Here is a 17515-nt window from a genome sequence, read left to right as displayed (position 1 = left end):
CGTGAGGTTCTTTCCAGTCCACCAGTGTTGGTAGTACACTCGGTCCCCTTCATGGCCGCTGAAATTGCCCCCAATCCCTTCCACCCAAGGGACGTGGTACGCCGCAATTTTACGAAAACGAGCGGCCCGCCGTTTAAGAGTCACCGTCGCTCCAGCAAATATGGCCACGATCACGACCACGGTCATCATCGCCCGCACCGTAAACCGCAATCGGGGTATTCGCATCGCCAGCGCATCCAACGTTGCCAATGGTGTTCCGCGAGATGACGGCCGGCCCCTGATGAGAGCGGTTTCCCTGTTGCCGAAGACATAAGGCCATTCTCGCTGCCTCACATAGTGATACTATTACTCTCCTGCCAGGCTGATCGGCGAACGGTATCCAATTCTTCACTCACCGCTCCCCGCCCCATCCTACTCCGAAACGGTGCCCCGTCGTAGCCTCGCAGCTTCGGCAACGGTGCCAACTTGAGAGCGGGGGCCAAAGGCCGACCCTGCGGCACTCCATTGACCTGTACCCGCACGACGGACAAGCCTTCCTGCTGACAAAAACGGTGTAAGGGACGACGATCAAAACGATATAGAGACAGAAAGCAAAGAAAATCCAAAGCGGCGCCAGGAAAAGGATCATTGGCAAGGGGTCGAGTGGAGACTTCATGACCCCCAAGACGATGGCGATGAAGACCGTTGCCACCATGAACCAGCCGATCTTGAAACGCGGCCTCGACATCTCCATTCCCTCACTCTCCGGTTGTAGGTTGGATGACGTGGATCTTCCTGCCCCCTTCAGCGATCTCTGGTGATGTCGGCCTCCAACGCTTCGATCTCGCCGGATCGCGAAACAAAGCATACCTGCGAAATCTGGAGTCGGAAGTTCCCCATGAGCGGGCTTTGCCCGCTGACTGAATGACCTTCCGGTTGGGTATCGCTGCTTCCCCAGGGCCAGAGCACACTATAGTGTTGATCCGGCAAGAACTTGCAGAAGCAAATCGTCACTCAGCCGCGACTACGTCGTTTCATCACGAGATTGTCACGGCCCGGATGCGAATTCAATAGCGAAAACCTCAGGCGATTGAGTCACGCGGAGTTCTCGCGTAAGTGCTACTCCCGGATCCTCGGCGGGTAGAAAGGGGGACTGGCACTTATTGGGCCGGGTCGCCCAGGGGGATTACTCCCCCCGGGCTCCCACTGATCCAGACGTGCGTTTTTCACGCATCTGGCTCGTCATGTCATGAACGCGCTACGGGACGACACACTGAGTGGATCGCCAGCGGTGGCGGGAGCGGGTGACGCTCCAGAAACCGATTGAACTGATCCCAGGCGATGTCACCATCACGGCGCCGCCGTGACAGGCTCCGCCTCCAGAGTCGGACCGCCCCACTCCGGAATCGAGAGAGCGCAACCGAATTGCCCGTGATCCCGTAGTAAGCAAAGTGGCCCGTCAGCTTCTGGCACAGGGTCTGGTGCTGGGCCGCCATGTCAAGGTGCCGGTGCTGCCGGAACCACTCCTTCAGCGACCGCAGCCCCCGGCTGAATCGACTCCGCGACGTCCTCCGCTTCACCACCGGGTTCCCCTTCAGCGAATAGGACCAGAAGTGCGTGAACCCCAGCAGGTCGAATGCCCCAGGGGGTTCACGAGGCGCTTCGGTCGGTTGCTGGGAGGCACGGTTGGGCCGCTCGAACGGCACCAGCCGCGTCTTATCAGGGTGGATCGTCAGGCCGTATTTCGCGAACCGCTTGGGAAGGACCGCCATCACCCGGCGGGCGTCTTCTTCACAGGCGAAGCCTATGACGAAGTCATCCGCATAGCGCGTCAGGAACGCCCCCTCCCTCAGACGCGGTCGGACCTCACGCGCGAACCAGTCGTCCAGCACGTAGTGCAGGAACAGATTCGAAAGGATGGGGCTGACCACCCCGCCCTGAGGGGAACCCATGGCCGGACGCGTAACGCTGCCAGCTTCGAGGACCCCCGCGTTCAGCCACTTGCCAATCAGTCGAAGCAGCACGCCATCTCGAATCCGACGCTTGAGAAAGGCCCGGAGATGGCCGTGGTCGATCGTGTCAAAAAATTGACGAACGTCCACATCCAAGATCCAGCCACCCCTCATCCCCATCGTCTGCCGCCACACGGCGTCCAACGCCTGGTGCGCCGAGCGGCCCGGCCGGAAGCCGTACGAACAATCCAAAAAGTCTTGTTCGTAGATAGCTTCGAGGACCATGACCACCGCTCGCTGAAGTATCTTATCTTCAAAGGTCGGTATCCCCAGCGGACGAGTCTCGGTGGTCGAGCCCGCCTTGGGGATGTGAACCCGACGCACCGGAGGCGCTTGGTATGTTCCGGACTGGGCTCGTTCCAGCAGCGACACAAGGTTGCCCCTCAGGTCCGCTGCGTAGTCCGCGGCCGTCTGTCCGTCGACACCTACGGCACCATCCTTGCGTGTTTTCTCGTACGCCTGAAGCAGCCAGTCGAAGTCGATGAGATGGGCCAAGGACGTGAATCCCATCACCGGACTTTGCCTCGCGAGTTGGGCGATCCGTTGTCGTTTCGTGGACACGTCCACGGGTTCCGATGCACCCGCCATGTTTCCCTCCAACGGTGTCATGACACGGTGCCCCCTTCCCTCCGCCGGGTCCCTTCGGAATCGGTTCCCCGGGTTCCGCGGTGTCGGGTCGGAGGAGGCGCGTCGAAACGCTGGCCTCCGTCCGCCGCTCAAACTGGACGTGCGGTTTTCCCGCATCCAGCTTTCACAAAGGCGCATCAATGGCGCAGGTGCAAAGAAGGAATCAGGTAGATCAGGCGCACGAGTCCCAATTCGCCGTACAGGTGACGCTCCGGAAGCTGTTTCCAACCTCGGCAGCGCCAACGTTTGAATCGCTGTGACCAGAGGCGACGCAGGATCCAACGGTCGAGTTGGGCGAAGAGCGTACGGATGTGGGCTTTGCAGTAATGCTGGCCCCATCCGCGGATGACCGGATTGAGTTCGGCGATGAGTGCCCGGGTACTCACCGGAGCTTTGCGCCGAGTCCGCTGGCGAATCTGATCCTTGAAGTGCTCGATCGACTTCTCCCGCGGGTACGCGTAGAGGTTGCCTTGACGGCAGCCCGTACGGATCTTGCCCGGAGCCAGCTTCAGAGGCCGGCGACCGCGTTTGATCTTGTATCCCAGGAACTCAAAGCCGGTCGTGACGTGTACGATCCGCGTCTTCTCGACGTTGAGCGTCACACCCAGTGCTTCCAGGATCTTGGTGGCCTCAGCCAATACCCGGCACGCTTCTGCCCGAGTGTGACACGTAACCACCCAATCGTCAGCATAGCGCGTCAGCCGAAAGCCTCGGCGACGCATCTCGCGGTCAAACGGAGTCAAAAGGATGTTACTCAACAGGGGGGAAACGATCCCACCCTGAGGAGTACCCTGCTCGGTCGGGAGGCGTTGGCCCTCGGACAGGACGCCGGCCTTGAGCATGCGCTCGATCAGCCGGAGCACTCGCCCGTCCGAGATTCGTTGGGCAACGAGTGTTAAGAGCTTTTCATGATTAACCGATCCAAAGAAATCTTTGAGGTCGGCGTCGATGATCCACTCGGCTCCTGTGCCCAACTCCTTCCAGATTTTTCGCATGGCATCCTTGGTCGATCTCCCTTTACGGTATCCGAAGCTGGCATCATCGAATACTGGTTCGAAGATCGGCTCCAGCCGGTTCAGTAGGGCCTGCTGACATACCCGGTCATAAATGGTCGGGATGCCGAGCGGGCGAAACTTGCCCGGCTGGCCGGCTTTGGGGATCAATTGTCGTCGCACCGGCAGGGGTTGATAAGTGTCGCTCTTGAGTTCCGCATGGAGTCGGTCCAGTTGCTTCTCGAGCACCTTCTCGAAATCCATCAAGGATTGCCCATCGACGCCACCGGCCCCGCCGTTGCCCTTGACCTTAAGCCAGGCATCCTCCAAGTTCCATCGCTTGTAAACCTTGTCCACTAGAGAATGGACCTTCTTGTCCCCAGTCGGGTTGAGCCAGTCCGCCAGTCTCCTCGGGCGATCGCGTACGGGTTTTCACTCATGGAACTGATCCTCACGATAGCCCTTACTTGTCCGGCATCGTGTCTCGCGCTAACCACCTTTGCCGGCCGCCTTCCCAGCCCACTCAGCTGCCGATCGCTCGGTCACGAGGCTTTCGCCTCGCTTCTGGTACTATTCGGCCGTCCGACGACTCGCCCGGCATCGCTCGCCACTTCGCCTTTCGGCTTATAGGGTCACTGATCCCGGTGCCACCCAGGAACCGAACGAGTCCTCCTGGGGTCACGTCTAGATCTTCCGTACCGTGCCGTCCGCAAACACCTTGATACGGTGGGTGAATGAGAACGCCTTCGCCCCATAGTGCGGGCTCGACCTTGCCCCACCTTTGGCCGACCGGTTCATCATGGAGATGGCTCTCCTCGATTACGGCCCGGTACTTCTCCGCAAGCCTTTCGGATCCGCCTCGCGGCGGACACCCTGCCCTCTGGTTGTCTTTGCGGACAGAGCGCGACAGTAGGTGCATCCCCTTGGCTGTATCCGTCGTTTCCGACTTCGTGCCCGTATAGGGTTCTCCATGGTTGCGTTCCCCAGCCGACGAGGCATTACCCCCGTCTTTGGATACACCGCCCCTCATTCGAGCGGCCAAGGGACTTGAACCCTCCGGATCTAAACGCTGCCCAGCACACACTATGGGGCACTCCGACTCCCCGCCATCCGTCTCGCCACGCGTCGTTGCCTTCGCGGGGCGATACCACCGTTGCATCGCAGGTTTGCTCCCCTCGGGCGGCAATGCGCGTCCCGGAGGCTCCGGGGAGTTGGTGTCCCGGTTCCCGAGCCGGAAATTGCGGTGGAGACGACGGGGTCTCCCAGGTTCCTGGGGAACCCTGATGGTCATCGCCCGTGCTCTCCGACCCCGGCAGGACCGACCGCGCTCTGCGGGACCAAGTGTAGCGCGACCGGCGCGGCCCCCGCATATGTCCACAACGAAGGCTCCCAGCGTCTTGACTTTTCGGGGCTCGATCACACGGCCTTTGACCTGGCTGTCTACGCTTCGCAGTGAGGGTCGCCCCTCCCCACGCAAGACTCGCTTCTGGCTGCTGGCCCGGCTCTGCCAGGCGGGATTGAATACCCGCAGGGTTCCGACGAAAGGTTTCTGAGTTCGAGGCTCTTCCTCCTCTCCCAAGCTTTCCTGGCGCAAGGACATTCGTCAATTTTGCTGTTATTTGCACAATATAGGTAAGACCGCGTTTGACTCCGACTTGTTCTGTGATGGCACCCGTCCACAAATGCCGTCCCAGTTTGCCCAAGCAGCGGCAATATTGACGAATGTCCCTGGTATGTAGCAAATCAGAGAGAATAATTCTTAACTCTCGGGCTCATACAGACTTCCATAGTAGGGATGGGACTCCTTCCCGGTCCTTTCTTGGAGGTCTTTTCTCATGGCAACGCGCACTGCATCCCAGCGGCGTCGACGGCCTCACGAGATTCACAAGCCCGCGGGAACGTTACATCCTCGAGTGCAAGCCGTGGGCCCAGAACGGTTTGGGATTGTCGCCGTCGATTGCGCCAAGGCCCGATCCAAGTTCTTGCTGGCCGATTTCTATGGGAAAGTCCTCGTCCCCCCCACCCTCATCACGCACGATCGCGGGGGCTTCGAGGCGGCGATCCAGTCGGTCCGCGAGGCCGCTCAGCGGCATCGCCTCGGGGTGGTGATCGTCGTGGTCGAACGCACGGGGCGGTTTCACCTGCCGGTCCAGGCCGCGTTCCAGGCGGCCGGCTTTGAGGTCCGGATCGTTCATCCCTTCGCCACCAAGCAATTTCGCCAGCCCGCCGATCCCGGCAACAAAACCGATGACACCGATCTTTCCGCCATCCATCGCGCGGCGGTCAACGGTTTCGGACTCCTCGAGCACGAACCCGATCCCCTCTACATCCACCTCCAACTCCTCGCTCGTCATCGCCGCGATCTGGTCACCAAGAACGTCACACTTCGCAACCAAATTCACGACCATTTTCAATTGATCATGCCAGGGTTTTGCGCGGTCATCGATCCGTTTGACAGTCCACTGCCGCTCTGGATCGTCAAGAACCTGCAATCGGCTGACGCGATTCTCGAGGTCGGTGTCCCCGGACTCCTCAGGCGGCTCCGTGAGGCGGGATTTCGTCCTCACCTGAAGACCGTCGAGAAGATCGTCGCCTGGGCCAAGGCGGCTCCCGCACCACATTCGCAATCGTCAATTTATTTACGTTTGCTCACGACACTTGATGAAGATCGGATGGCCAAGCTCGAGGCGATCCGGACCGTCGAAGGGGATCTCGCCGGGCTCCTGGTTCGCACCCCCTACGTGCTGTTGCTGGGAATTCCGGGGATCAACGCGGTGACCGCCGCCGAGTTCGCCGGCGAGATGGGGCCGATCGGTCGTTATCCCAAAGCCCGTTCGATCACCGGTCGCGCCGGGCTGTTTCCATCGCGGTATCAGAGCGACACCGTCGACCGGAGCAACGGGGCGTTGGTGCGCCGCGGCAATCACTCGCTCCGCGAGGTGATCCTCCGGATCGCCGACAATTTGATCACATGTAATGATTATTTCAGGATCCAGGCCGCCAAGTGGCGATTGAGCGGCAAGGATCCGCGCGACATCCATGTCAAGGTCGGCGGCCGATTCTGCCGGATCGCCTACCAGATGGTGGCCGGCCAATCGGTCTTCCACCACCCGAGCTGTCAGCATCGGCATTACGTTCTTGACAAACTGATCAAGTTTTCGAACGAACACAATATTGATTGTGCACGCATTTTGTTGATCTTGGATTCGGCGGTGTGCCAGCTTCCCCGATCGGAGCATCGGTCGGAGGCGGTCCCGCTGGCCGAGGAACTGTCGCGGACCCGGTCGAAGCGGGGAACCGGTCCGCAACTCTTGGGCGTGATTCTCCCCGCGGTCTTGGCGAAGCTGGGGGTGGATTTGCTACCATCGAAACTGTCAGGGGAGCCTGATCCCACAGAGTGACGACCCGGCCGAGGGACCGAATAACGTCGAATGTCCCCGTGGCGCAAAGCCGTGGTTAAAGCGTGGCGCTCTGTCCGATCACCAACGTCGGATCCGGCTGTGTGGGGTCACTCCCCTGATATTACCAGTGTGGCGAGCGTGATCTGCAGCGACAGAGATGGTCCATCGGCCCGCAGTTCGTCCCCGGAATCTGAACAAACCGCCAGCATTCCTGGCCGGGACGGGGCCACTTCGTCCCCAGGCTGCCCGCCCTCGTTTTGACGGTTTCCTACATGGCTGTCTTTTTCGCTTTCCCCAGTCGCCAGTACGGCTCCCGACCCTTGCCCGAACCTGCCACTCGGCCCATAGTTCACCTCCTTTCGGCCATGCACCGATCGTAGCATGGGCCGCAAGAAGGGGTTCACCGGACGCACACGTCCCGGCGATCGCCCCGGTGGTCACATCCCGCACCTTCGACGCGGTGACCAACGGCAGGCCGTAATGCTTGGCCACCGCAGAGGCTTTCTTGGCAGCCCCGGCATCGGGCGCGACGATGGAGGCGAAATCCCCGCCCAGGATGGGTTGTAGCTCGGCGTGATTCTTGACCAGCTCCAACTGGCTGATGATTTGATGATTTCCACGCCTTCGATCAGGGCAGGCGTCACGTCGCTGTGCGGATCGCAGACCACGATTCGGTCGAAGTTCATCTCATTCACCAGTCGCGACACGGCTTTCAGGCTGAAGGCTTCATTGTGAGCCATCACCCGGTCTTGCCGGGCGTAGGGGAAATAGGGATCGACGAGCGTTCGTCGGCCGCTCCTGTGAGTCCGCGAGAGGATTTCATCCAGCAGAAGGAGTTGGATGAGTGAGGCGGGGGACTGAAGGCGAGCGGTTACCGAGATGTCGCCTTCGACATGTTCCGGGAAGCACGGGACCTGAACTTGCAGCTCGCCACCCGGGAATTGAAAGGAGTGGGTCTGGAATGACCCGTCCTTGGTTTGAATCACTATCTCATGAAGCATCTGCTATCCATTAGCCACTTCTCTGGTGCAGCAGGCACAAGGATACGCGAGCGACCGAGGCCTGCTGCAAAGAGAAAGGGTGTGATGGATTTACTGGTCGCTCGCATGAGCAGACCGTAGCAGGATTCTGGGTTCGCGCAAGCGGAATCTGAAAAGGCCCAGTCCTCTGGCCATGTGGCCCCCGTCTGTCAGGTCTATTCAAAGCCCACGCGGCGGGTTCTACCGTCCCATGGATTCTGGGAATGGATCGCGTGAGAACTCGAGGATGGACTCGCAGAGCTTGGTGAGACTCGCCGATCTCATCTGTAGATGCCATGCGTCCTGCAGGAAATGTGCAATAAAAAGTGCCGATTTCTCGACGCCTCCATCATTTCCAAAATGAGTCCGTGCCCTGGTCAAAATCTCGAGATGACCGTCTCCAATTTCCTCTCTTACCACTCGACCGATTTCCGAATTCCACATCACTGTATCGCGTGCCCAAAACGTATCGGTGGGCATCGCTACCTGAGCCCGATACCCTCTGAGCCGGAGTATCGCCGCATTGTCCTTCTCATGCTTGATTCGATTCCCATTTTTGTTATCGGGAGTATGAGCATCCGAATCGAACACCACGAACGTTGGAATTCCTAGGCACTTAGTAATTGCCAGTGGATTCAGAATATTGCTCTTGCGATCTGCCGAAACCATGTGGCATCCAAGGCGACGGAATTCGGTCCATTTGTCGAGAAGAGCGAAGTAGGTGGTCAGGTATGCGATATCTTCCAGTCCCTCGACCAGGACAACTACTTTTGTAAAAAACAGTTCGTTCAAAGCTGGCAGGAGCGCCTGGTGCATCCTGAGAGTCGCGGTCTCCGGTTTAACAGGCGGCTCATCCTTTGCTTCCGCAACTGTCTCGGCAAAGCGTTCCATTGTCACATTTGAGACGGCCGATCCAGTTCCTTTCGCGTCTTTGCGTACAAGTCGAACGTCAGGGAATCGTTCGCCAGTGATGAACAATGGGCTGTGAGTGCTGACAATCACCTGCGAGTTTCCCTCGCTGAGGCGAAAAAGTACATCGGCAAGATGACGCGCCTGCGGAGGATGTTGATGCAGTTCGGGCTCTTCGCACCCCAGAATGAGCCTGGGACCTTGGGGGTCGTCAATCCCTGCGAGTTCCTTGAGTAGGGCCAAGAGATAACAACGCTGAAGCCCGTGACCGAAGCGGGAGAGTTCGCCGTCGAAATTGCCTTCGCCCGCTACGATCTGTGCAAGTGGCTCATCGACCTTGATGGCCTTCTCGGGCGATGCATGCCACCTGAGTCCCATTCGAGCGTCTGGATGCGCCCACTCCCTCAGACGTTCATTGAGCGTCTCGGAAAGATCCTGGAGGCTAGACTGGTTGTCTTCCAACAACTGATTGTACTTGGACATCATGTCCAATCGCATCTGCCCGATCTGATCATCGAACTTCATCTTGGATCGGACGGTTCGCGCGAGGAGTTTCCCAAGTGAGGTAGCTTTCGCCTCTGTTTGCTCCTTCGATGCGTCTTTCACTGCGGGGACATAAACCCACTGGAGATACTTGGCCAAGCGATTCGATCCATTTGAAAAACCGTAAAACTGATCTGAACTCGGCACCAGTTCGCATTGGGCGGGATGCTCTTCTTCATACTTCCGCAATGCACCGGCCATCACCGCCTTGGTTCCCGGCGCCGGTAGTTCCGGGTATTTCAGGCGAATTGCCTCGTACTTTCCCTTCAGCTCGGTGACTGGTTTCCCGTCGCTGTCTGCCGCGAAATAGGACCGGAAATCTCTCATCACCAATCGCATGCCGGCCTGCTTAACATCAGCGGATTTTGCTTCGACGTTATAGCTCGCAATCGCTGTGACAATTAGCTTCCCTTGCCTGTAATACTCTTTGAAATCCTTTGCCGCATCAGCATTGAGGTCGGTGAACGTGACTGTAATCTTGATTGGATTACTGGTGTCCATGCAATAGAAATCCTCGGCATCAAGACAATGAAGACTGGTTGCCGAGTGCTCAGTATCCCGGAAAAAGATGCAGAGCGCGCAGAGAATCGTCGATTTTCCGGCACCATTCGGACCTACAAGACAGTTGTAATCATTGAAGGTGATCGTCTGGTCTTTATATCCTCGAAGATTCTGAATTCTAACCTCTGATATTTTCATGCTAAGTGCCTTCTCGCAGAAAAAATAAAAGGCAAATCGCCTGAGGCTGGCTCAGATGGAGCGGACGGACCTTCGCTGAGTAAGATCCCGCCTCGCAAACGGGGCAACTGGCTAATCTCTCGACAAAGCACTCCGGGGTCAATAGAGGAGGAGAAAACCTCGAACCAATTCCTGACGCAATTACCCCGAGTGACGTTCGCTTTGATCAAAGGCACACTTAGCAGAACTTGATTTTCCGCCGGAACTCGCCCCGATAACGCCCCCATCTCGCCAACGGGTCAAGCGTGGGGCCAACCACCTTCTTAGCGTTTTATTGGCTTTCCTTAGATCCGTCGAAATCGTCCTGGGACAATATGTTCGTCTGAACACCGGTCGCCCGACCTGCGATCCTGCCGCTTAGGAGGATCGCCACGATGGAAACGGATTGGGAGGGCCGCATCGCCGGTCGGTTCCGAGGCTACCAGGGCGGCCGGGTGTACGATCTCTCCGACGGCTCGCGCTGGCGACAGGAGGATCGAACCGCCGAATACGTCTACCGGGTCAAGCCAAAGGCGAAGCTGATCTGGAACCAGAGCATCGGGCGGATGTTCCTCGACGTGGAAGGCACGTCGGCCACCGTCTGGGTGACGAAGGACGGCGGGATGGCGGGGATGGGGTATGGGGCGTTCTGAAAATCGCCGGCCAATAACTCTCAGGTACGTTTTGGCGGCGGCTTCAGCGAGCGGATAAACGCGGCGACCATCGGCCTGATCTTCCGTTTCTTGTTCAGCCAGTGTTCGACGGCCTTTGGGGTGACGTGAATGATCTTCGCGAGGCAATTTAAAGGGGATATTCGTCAATTTTGACGTTATTTGCACAATATAGACAAGATCGCGTTTGACTTCGACTTGTTCGGTGATTGCACCCGTCCATAAATGCCGTACCAGTTTGCTCAAGCAGCGGCAATATTGACGAATGTCCCTTTTTCGCTCGACGTTTACATGTCCACTCAATCGAAGCCTTTCTCAACCGTTTCCCATGGTTAACGTAATGCGGGAGATAGCACGACGGATCGCTCGAAACTCTTCGGGTCACACGGCCAGAGGCCGTGGATTTAGAACACAATAAATCCGAATGAGGAGGAATTGAATTATGGATTTCGGCGGCTTCATTCTGTTCATGCTCCTTGCGGCGGGACTGATCATCTTCGGCCTCTGCGTTGCTACCGCTTTTCTGTCGCGTTCACCGCAACGATGGCAACGCCTCCGTCTGTGGCTCGCCGGCGTGGTGTTGCTGTCAATCTTTGGACGCTATCTGTACCAGGTATACTGTCTCGACGAGAGACTCTACTCTGCTGTCCTCAGAGGAGACGTACATCAAGTCAAAGTCTTGTTGGCTTCTGGGGCCAGCCCGAATGCGACTTGGGAGGACGGTACGACGGCACTTCATGCGGCACAACGAGGCGAAAAGACGGAAATCGTGCTTCTCTTGAAACAAGCCGGTGCGACCAAATAGCAGCGAAATAATGACCCAGTGACCTGCACCCGAATTCTGATTGCCCTCGATCAGGGCGGTGGCGAATGTCGGGATAACCGACAATGAGAACTCTCATGGGTCCGCCTTGGTGCGACATTTCGCAAATGGGGGCGGTGCTAAGTCTGAGATGCTTGATATGCACGACTGCCAGCAGCCTTGGATCTTGCGGACGAGTTCACGAGTTGATCCGCAAGCGATCGACCGGCACGTTGGGGAGTGGTTATCGCGAGCCAAGGTCGGTGCTTGCCCCGAGGACTACAGCTTCGCCGGAGGGATTCACCGCGTCGAGTCTGCGGTGACCACATGATGAAGCAACGGTCCGGTGGAAGGTCCCGCGAATCGGCTAAAGACAATCAAACGTCAGATGTGCGGCCGAGTGGGATTCGTTCACTTGAAGGCCCGCGTCGTCATCGTGGAGTGATACAAAGAATGAATTCGAGGACGACTAGCCAAGGTGAGGGGCTTCGTCACCCAAAGCGCGGGAGAACCCCTTTTACGGGTTCAGTTCCACAGTGTTATACGCGCCCAGATAATAGCCGTGGCCGCTGATTCGGCCGACGACGAGATTAATTGGCTTGTAGTGGCGGTATTTGGGAGGGGGAGAAGTGCGGTCGAGTATTGCGGTTCCCTTAGTCAGTCCCGAGGAACTCGGTAGTACCAGGTACTACCGGTTTCGGGCTTCCAGGCCGCACCGCCGATTATCGGAGGATTAGCGTAACAGCTTTCGGCTAATGACTTTACGTTCAGAGCGGGCGAAGGGATTCGAACCCTCGACGTCCAGCTTGGGAAGCTGGCATTCTACCACTGAATTACACCCGCATCTGAAGTGAATTTACCAGGAGGTGCTCTCGACGGCAAGGGGTATCTTCCCATTTCCGAGAGATTTTGGATTTCGACTTCTGCGATCGACTCGACTCAAGGAACGTCGCTGGCTTTCGGATCGGTGACGCCCGCCTCGTTTCCGACAGGCCCTAGACGCTCCGTGCCCACCGCAAGGTTGTCGATCCAGAGGGTCTGGTCGTGCGGAACACCGTGATGGAAGTAGGGAGTCATCAGGAATTGATTGAATTTCATCGTGGGGAAGTCGGTCGAGCGAAAAACCACGTCGGTGCGTTCGATCACACGTTTTCCATCAACCCAGGCACGCAGTTCACCGTCGGCGTTGGGGGTAGACTTGGCGAGATCCAAGCTGTTTAGCTTGAACATCGCTTCCACTGTATGCCACTTGCCGTCGTCGAAGAGGACGTCTTTGCTGTCGAAGAACTGACCGTTGTAGCCCCCCTTCAATTGACCTTGGGTCAAGCCGTGAGGTTGGCTCGCATTCTGAATGTCCTGCGTGGCCAGCCGGAGCTTGCCGTTGACCGGCTCAATGTAGACGGTCAAATGGCTGTGGGCCGGGCCGTGGTATTTGCTGTTCTCGGTGGTCATGAAGTGGAGGAGGTGCGGACCGTAAGGTCGACCGGTCCAGGTCCAGTCGGACGAGAGTTTGATCGAGAATCGTAAATGCACGACGTCTGTCGGCTCAATCGAACGCCTCACGCCCGAGGAGTCGACCGGCGTCAGCTTTCCCTTGGTGAAATGATACTGAATCGATTGATTTCCAGAACCAGGTCGATCTTCCACCAGCGTGAAGGACTTGCCATCGTACCAGCCTCGGCTCAGCAACTTTGCATCCTCAAAACGCTCACTGAAGAGGAGTCCACTGGGCTGGTTCTGGGCGAGAGCGACATTCCAGGATGTCGCCAGAACAGTGACGATCGCAAGGGAGAACCGAATCCAGCCCGCAATAAAATTGCTCATCATTATGACTCACCTTGATGCTAGCAAAAGAATGGGTTCATAGTCCTGATCCGCCGATTGCGCCTCTCCCGTTTCTCTTGACATACGGCTTGGCTAACGGCCGGAGGTCTTCTCCATCCAGCGTTTGAGCCAGCCCCAGCCGACGCGCACCGATCTTGAAGTAGTCTCGTTCTCGCTCGATTCCAAGGCTCCTGCGCCCGAGCCGTCTGGCAACCGCAGACGTGGTGAACGTGCCCGCGAACGGGTCGAGGACCAGGTCACCGACGTTGGAGCTCGCCTTGATGACTCGCTCGATCAAGGCTTCCGGCTTCTGGGACGGATGTTGCTCATATTCGGACATCCGATATCGAACGCGTGGGTAATACCACACATTTCCAGGAACTTTGGTCGCCTTGTACTGTTCCGGAATCGGCTTACGATAGTCGATCAGCCTGCGGACCGCCCCGGTGCGCGCTGGCACCTCGATCTCATCCGCATTGTAGGTATACGACTTGCGATCCTTGACACAGAACAGAATTGGCTCATACATCGAACCGTAAAACTTTCGGGCCTGCACCCCGGAGCTATCGTAGTGCCAGACGATTCGGGAGAGGATGGTGCACTCGTTGCGGAGCCAGAGGTCTAGGAAGGGCATCGCCTGCGTGCTCGTCATCACGTAGAGGCTTCCCGTGGGTGTCAGCTTGCGCAGGCAAAGCTGCAACCAGGAGTAGCACCACGACGCGTAGGCATCGTCCGACGGCCACCTGTCTTCGCTCGTTCCGAATTGCTTTCCGAGGTTGTAGGGAGGATCGGCGAAGACCAGGTCGACCTGACCATCGGGAATCAGGTCGCGCATGACCTCAAGGCAATCGCCGTGATAGATCGTGGTCGACTCGTCTTCGAGCTTCGTCATCATCAGGTCCATCGAAGGACGAATCAACGCGATGCAACCCGTTGGCGATCGGATCGTTCTCAAACGCAGGGCCAAGTGGCTCCAGCAGGGAGCCCTTCGTTTTCCGCCACGAGGGCTGGAGAAACGCGGCCGCCGCTGGAACAATCGTGCAAGCATCGCGACGTCCCGGCCGGGCCGCGACAGCCGGGCACTTCGCGGGGATTGGCGTCAGGCTTCGGGCGTGAAGCCCAGAACAATATCGAACTTCGCGGCCAGCTCACCGATGCGTGAGTTGGGGATCGGGGCGAAGTCGACGGTCACTGCGTCTCGGAGCTTCGGGTCGCGGAGACTACGGTAGATCCCGTCGCTCTCGTTGTTGGGATGGCCCTTGACGTAACATTGGGTGGTCAGCAGATCCTTGCCACTCTTGCGGAGCTTGAAATGGATGTGAGGGGTCCGCCCCGGGTAGGGAACGGGCTTCACGGTGCGGAACGAGTATTCGCCGGTCGAGCTGGTCAAGAAGCGGCCAAACCCCTGGAAGTTCTTGTCCTGCTTGTCGTGGTTCTGGTCCTTGGAGTGGCGGTAGGCCCCGTTGTTGTCCACCTGCCAGATCTCCACCACGGCGTTCTTGATCGGATCTCCCTTCGCATCCAGGATCCGACCCGTCAGATACGTCACCTCACCCACGGCCGGCGTGATCGAGTCATTGACGATCAAGAGGTCGTTGTCGGTATCAAGCGGTAATTTGTCGGGGTAAAAGGGCCCCTCGGTCTGCTTGGGGGTGCGGACCAACTCCTCGGCGAACACTCCGCGCGTGGTGAACGCGGCAGCGCCGAAGGCCATTGCGCCGAGGAAGTGGCGGCGATTGCTCGAGCCATGGACGTCGTGCATCGGAGTTTCCCCTACAAGAAAGGCGGAAGGTTGGAGCCGGTTACAATGGATGGAGTGAGTTCTCTTACTATCGAACAAAGGAGCGACGAACGGAAAGGCCCTGGGCAAGAATTCCGACGGACTCCCCTGCCCTTGTCATGATGGCTGTGCGATCCTCTGTTTGGGTCTGGTGTTCTGGCAGTGAGCCACGGTTGCTTGCCCCTGCCGACCCGAGTCTCGTGGCTCCTTGACCGTTGGAGGGTATTCTAACCCAAGCCACTTCCTGGGATCGACCGCCCTGCTATTTTCTCAAGAGCGAGCCGGGCGGCCGGGTTGCGTCGAACAAAGAACGTGTTGTCTGACTTTCGCAAGTCGCGTACATTGTCGGCGCGCATCCATTCTTATCGAATCGGCCGCTCACAAGTGCGAGACGGAGCGGCGCGGCCTGCTGCCTGTTTGCGAGGGAATTCCATGAGCCAAGAAACCGCGACGAGGCCCGCTGGAACGATGCAACCCGCATTGGAAATCCCGCTTCCTCCCCTGCCTCCCAATTGGCGGTCGCTGGCGCGTGCCTTCGTTCACCAGGCGAGGGCCAAATGGGGCCAACCCGCCATCAGTGATAGTACGGGGGCCAGCCTCACGTATGGAAAAACTTTTATCCGTGCACTCGCCTTGGGTCGAGTCCTGGCCCGCAAACTCGGCCCACAACCCTATGTTGGCCTGTTCATCCCGCCGACGGTCCCCGCCTCGGTCGCGAACCTCACGCTGACCCTCTGGGGACGGATCCCGGTCAATCTGAACTACACGGCGACCGAGTCCCTGATCAACTCGTCGATCGACCAGTGCGGGATCACGCACGTCGTGACCTCCGAGAAGGTGCTCGACAAGTTCAAGCTCCGGCCCAAAGGGGAACTCATCCTGCTCGAGGACATTCCCAAGCAGGTCACCTTGGCCGATAAACTTTGGGCGGCGGCCGTCGCGAAGCTCGTTCCGATCTCGCAATTGGGCCGGTTCCTCCCCGGGCTCCGCAACGAGAATCTGAACGATACCGCCACCGTCATTTTCACGTCGGGATCGACCGGAAATCCGAAGGGCGTGGTTCTCTCACACCGCAACATCCTGAGCAACATCCATCAAATCAACACTCACCTAAATATATTGCCTGACGAGAGTATCCTGGGCATCCTTCCGTTCTTCCACTCATTCGGGTTCACCGTCGGGATCTGGACGGTTCTCTGCCTCGGCAAGAAGATCGTTTATCACTTCAATCCGCTGGACGCCAAGACGATCGGCAAGCTCTGCGAGACGCATCAGGTGACCCTGATCGCAGGGACGCCAACCTTCATGCGGAGCTACCTCCAGCGGTGCGATCCCAAGCAATTCGCAACCCTCGTGCATCTGCTCCTCGGGGCCGAAAAGCTCAAGCCGGAGCTCGCTCGCGAACTCCGCGAGACGCTCAAAATCGAGCCGTTGGAAGGGTACGGTTGCACGGAGCTTTCCCCGGCGGCGGCGTTCGCTGTCCCGCACGATATCGTGTTGGCCAACGGCCGAACCGCCCCTGGGTTTCGGGAAGGGACGGTCGGAGTGCCATTGCCGGGCACCAGCGTCAGAACCATCGACCCCGACACGGGAGCGGATCTGCCTCGGGGCGAGGCTGGTATGATCCTGGTCTCGGGTCCGCAGGTCATGGTCGGTTATTTGAACCAGCCGGAGGCGACAGCCAAAGTGCTCAAGGACGGCTGGTATCAAACCGGTGACATCGGCTATGTCGATGAGGATGGATTCCTCAGGATCACCGACCGGCTCAGCCGATTCTCGAAAATTGGCGGCGAGATGGTGCCGCACATGGCGGTCGAGACGGCGATCCAGGAAGCGACCCTGACCAACGAACAGAACGTGGCCATCACATCGTTGCCCGACGTCAGGCGTGGAGAACGGCTCTACGTAATCCACACCCCGCTCAACATGACGCCGCAAGAGGTGAATCGCCGGCTCACCGCCGGAACCATGCCACGGCTCTGGATCCCCGCGGCGGAGGACTTCATCGAGGTTGAAGCCATCCCCATCCTGGGTTCCGGCAAGATCGACCTCCGCCAATTGCGCGAGATCGCTCAGCAACGCTTGCCAAGGTGATCGGAAACAGAGGCGCTCTTTCCGATCTGGCGTGCGATGCAAATGGGTCAGGGCCGCCGCCTGCCGGGGTGATTCTCCCACGGGGGCTTGCCGGCCCGCCCCCATTGTTTTCTGTTCCGCCGGAGAACAGGAATGACCGCTGGCG

At 58.4% G+C, this 17515-nt stretch carries 12 protein-coding genes and 1 tRNA gene; 5 read left to right on the top strand and 8 right to left on the bottom strand.

Annotated elements, in window-relative coordinates:
- Positions 1–653 precede the first annotated feature (653 nt).
- Positions 654–800, top strand: a complete 147-nt coding sequence (locus tag V5E97_RS15240; protein WP_406700162.1) for a hypothetical protein — start codon at positions 654–656, stop codon at positions 798–800.
- Between the two features lie 426 nt (positions 801–1226).
- Here V5E97_RS15240 and ltrA (V5E97_RS15235) read toward each other — a convergent pair whose 3' ends face one another.
- Both ltrA (V5E97_RS15235) and ltrA (V5E97_RS15230) read right to left on the bottom strand, forming a co-directional pair.
- Entirely contained in the window at positions 1227–2579 is a 1353-nt protein-coding gene (gene ltrA / locus V5E97_RS15235) for a group II intron reverse transcriptase/maturase (RefSeq protein WP_406700161.1), read from the bottom strand.
- Between the two features lie 176 nt (positions 2580–2755).
- Positions 2756–3967, bottom strand: a complete 1212-nt coding sequence (ltrA, locus tag V5E97_RS15230; protein ID WP_406700160.1) for a group II intron reverse transcriptase/maturase — start codon at positions 3965–3967, stop codon at positions 2756–2758.
- A 1478-nt stretch (positions 3968–5445) separates the two neighbouring features.
- Here ltrA (V5E97_RS15230) and V5E97_RS15225 point away from each other — a divergent pair.
- The gene (locus V5E97_RS15225; protein ID WP_406700159.1) at positions 5446–7011 is read left to right on the top strand and encodes an IS110 family transposase; all 1566 of its coding nucleotides are present in this window, start codon (positions 5446–5448) and stop codon (positions 7009–7011) included.
- 437 nt (positions 7012–7448) lie between these two features.
- On the opposite strand, the gene V5E97_RS15220 is transcribed toward V5E97_RS15225, so the two are convergent.
- Together V5E97_RS15220 and V5E97_RS15215 are read right to left on the bottom strand one after the other, a co-directional pair.
- Positions 7449–8012 (bottom strand): ribose-phosphate pyrophosphokinase-like domain-containing protein, encoded by a 564-nt coding sequence (locus tag V5E97_RS15220; RefSeq protein ID WP_406700158.1) that lies wholly within the window; start codon positions 8010–8012, stop codon positions 7449–7451.
- Between the two features lie 219 nt (positions 8013–8231).
- A complete protein-coding gene (locus V5E97_RS15215) occupies positions 8232–10181 on the bottom strand; it encodes an ATP-dependent nuclease (protein WP_406700157.1) in 1950 nt (649 codons plus the stop codon).
- Between the two features lie 413 nt (positions 10182–10594).
- Between V5E97_RS15215 and V5E97_RS15210 the strand changes: the two genes are divergently transcribed.
- Positions 10595–10852 carry a hypothetical protein gene (locus tag V5E97_RS15210; protein WP_406700156.1) on the top strand — a complete coding sequence of 86 codons (258 nt, stop codon included), beginning with the start codon at positions 10595–10597 and terminating at the stop codon, positions 10850–10852.
- Between the two features lie 460 nt (positions 10853–11312).
- A complete protein-coding gene (locus tag V5E97_RS15205; protein ID WP_406700155.1) occupies positions 11313–11675 on the top strand; it encodes an ankyrin repeat domain-containing protein in 363 nt (120 codons plus the stop codon).
- A gap of 768 nt (positions 11676–12443) precedes the next feature.
- On the opposite strand, the gene V5E97_RS15200 is transcribed toward V5E97_RS15205, so the two are convergent.
- From V5E97_RS15200 to V5E97_RS15185, 4 genes are all read right to left on the bottom strand, one after another.
- Positions 12444–12515, bottom strand: a tRNA-Gly gene (locus V5E97_RS15200).
- A 96-nt stretch (positions 12516–12611) separates the two neighbouring features.
- Positions 12612–13499 carry a heparin lyase I family protein gene (locus V5E97_RS15195; protein WP_406700154.1) on the bottom strand — a complete coding sequence of 296 codons (888 nt, stop codon included), beginning with the start codon at positions 13497–13499 and terminating at the stop codon, positions 12612–12614.
- A 34-nt stretch (positions 13500–13533) separates the two neighbouring features.
- The gene (gene yhdJ / locus V5E97_RS15190; RefSeq protein ID WP_406701162.1) at positions 13534–14400 is read right to left on the bottom strand and encodes an adenine-specific DNA-methyltransferase; all 867 of its coding nucleotides are present in this window, start codon (positions 14398–14400) and stop codon (positions 13534–13536) included.
- Positions 14401–14595: 195 nt separating this feature from the next.
- The gene (locus V5E97_RS15185; protein WP_406700153.1) at positions 14596–15258 is read right to left on the bottom strand and encodes a dioxygenase family protein; all 663 of its coding nucleotides are present in this window, start codon (positions 15256–15258) and stop codon (positions 14596–14598) included.
- Between the two features lie 450 nt (positions 15259–15708).
- Here V5E97_RS15185 and V5E97_RS15180 point away from each other — a divergent pair, with 450 nt between their 5' ends.
- Positions 15709–17370: an AMP-binding protein gene (locus tag V5E97_RS15180; protein ID WP_406700152.1), complete on the top strand. Its 1662-nt coding sequence runs from the start codon at positions 15709–15711 to the stop codon at positions 17368–17370.
- Positions 17371–17515: the final 145 nt, after the last annotated feature.

This window comes from Singulisphaera photorubra, assembly GCF_045290345.1.
GTDB lineage: Bacteria > Planctomycetota > Planctomycetia > Isosphaerales > Isosphaeraceae > Singulisphaera.
This window is presented reverse-complemented; position numbering and strand designations above follow the sequence as displayed.

Coding starts and splice junctions, on each gene's coding strand:
- V5E97_RS15240 (WP_406700162.1), top strand. CDS start 654: ATGACCCCCAAGACGATGGCGATGAAGACCGTTGCCACCATGAACCAG.
- ltrA (WP_406700161.1), bottom strand. CDS start 2,579: ATGGCGGGTGCATCGGAACCCGTGGACGTGTCCACGAAACGACAACGG.
- V5E97_RS15225 (WP_406700159.1), top strand. CDS start 5,446: ATGGCAACGCGCACTGCATCCCAGCGGCGTCGACGGCCTCACGAGATT.
- V5E97_RS15220 (WP_406700158.1), bottom strand. CDS start 8,012: ATGCTTCATGAGATAGTGATTCAAACCAAGGACGGGTCATTCCAGACC.
- V5E97_RS15215 (WP_406700157.1), bottom strand. CDS start 10,181: ATGAAAATATCAGAGGTTAGAATTCAGAATCTTCGAGGATATAAAGAC.
- V5E97_RS15210 (WP_406700156.1), top strand. CDS start 10,595: ATGGAAACGGATTGGGAGGGCCGCATCGCCGGTCGGTTCCGAGGCTAC.
- V5E97_RS15205 (WP_406700155.1), top strand. CDS start 11,313: ATGGATTTCGGCGGCTTCATTCTGTTCATGCTCCTTGCGGCGGGACTG.
- V5E97_RS15195 (WP_406700154.1), bottom strand. CDS start 13,499: ATGATGAGCAATTTTATTGCGGGCTGGATTCGGTTCTCCCTTGCGATC.
- yhdJ (WP_406701162.1), bottom strand. CDS start 14,400: ATGGACCTGATGATGACGAAGCTCGAAGACGAGTCGACCACGATCTAT.
- V5E97_RS15185 (WP_406700153.1), bottom strand. CDS start 15,258: ATGCACGACGTCCATGGCTCGAGCAATCGCCGCCACTTCCTCGGCGCA.
- V5E97_RS15180 (WP_406700152.1), top strand. CDS start 15,709: ATGAGCCAAGAAACCGCGACGAGGCCCGCTGGAACGATGCAACCCGCA.